Origin of the sequence: Micromonospora sp. CPCC 205546 (genome assembly GCF_036902715.1) — a bacterium.
Taxonomy (GTDB): domain Bacteria; phylum Actinomycetota; class Actinomycetes; order Mycobacteriales; family Micromonosporaceae; genus Micromonospora.
In genome coordinates, this window is sequence record NZ_JBAKHL010000170.1 from 1 (window position 1) to 937 (window position 937).

Here is a 937-nt window from a genome sequence, read left to right on the forward strand (position 1 = left end):
GGAGGGTGCCGGGGTGGTGGTGGAGTCGGCGTCGGACGCGTTCCGGCCCGGCGATCGCGTGCTCGGCCTGTTTGGTGGTGCTTTCGGGTCGGTGGTGGTCGTGTCCGAGCACATGTTGGTGCCGATTCCGGCGGGGTGGTCGTTCGTGCAGGCGGCGTCGGTGCCGGTGGCGTTCGTGACGGCGTTCTATGCGTTGGTGGATGTGGCTGGTGTGCGGCGTGGTGAGTCGGTGCTGGTGCATGCCGCGGCTGGTGGTGTGGGGTCGGCGGCGGTGCAGGTGGCGGCGCATCTGGGCGCGGAGGTGTATGCGACGGCGTCGCCGTGGAAGTGGTCGGCGGTGCCGTTGCCGCAGCAGCGTCTGGCGTCGTCGCGGACGACGGACTTCGTCGATGAGTTTCCGCCGGTGGATGTGGTGTTGAACTCGCTGTCGGGTGAGTTCGTGGACGCGTCGTTGCGGATGTTGAAGTCGGGTGGCCGGTTCGTGGAGATGGGCAAGACCGACATCCGCGAACCGCAGGGCGTGGACTACACCGCGTTCGACCTCGGTGTGGTGGATCAGGCCCGGGTCGGTCAGATCCTGCGGACGGTGATGGGGCTGTTCGCGTCGGGCGTCTTCCGGTTGTCGCCGGTACGCCCGTTCGACGCGCGCGAGACGCGGGATGCGTTGCGGTTCATGGCGCAGGCGCGGCATGTGGGCAAGGTCGTGGTGACGATGCCGCGGGTGGTGTCGGGGCGGGTGCTGATCACCGGGGGTGGCGGTGTGCTCGGTTCGCAGGTGGCCCGGCACCTGCTGGAGACGACCCCCGCGTCGGTGTTGCTGCTGTCGCGTACCGGAGCGGATGGGGGTCTGGGCGCGGAGTTCGGCGACCGCGTCGAGGCGGTGGCCTGTGACGCTTCCGACCGGGCCGCCCTGGCCGCGGTGTTGCAGGGCCGGGCC

Annotated in this window: 1 protein-coding gene; it reads left to right on the top strand. The window is 70.1% G+C overall.

The window, feature by feature from the left end:
• Nucleotides 1-13: 13 nt before the first annotated feature.
• Nucleotides 14-937: MDR/SDR family oxidoreductase (locus V6U77_RS29880; protein ID WP_334610076.1), on the top strand; the 924-nt coding region annotated here is incomplete at its 3' end.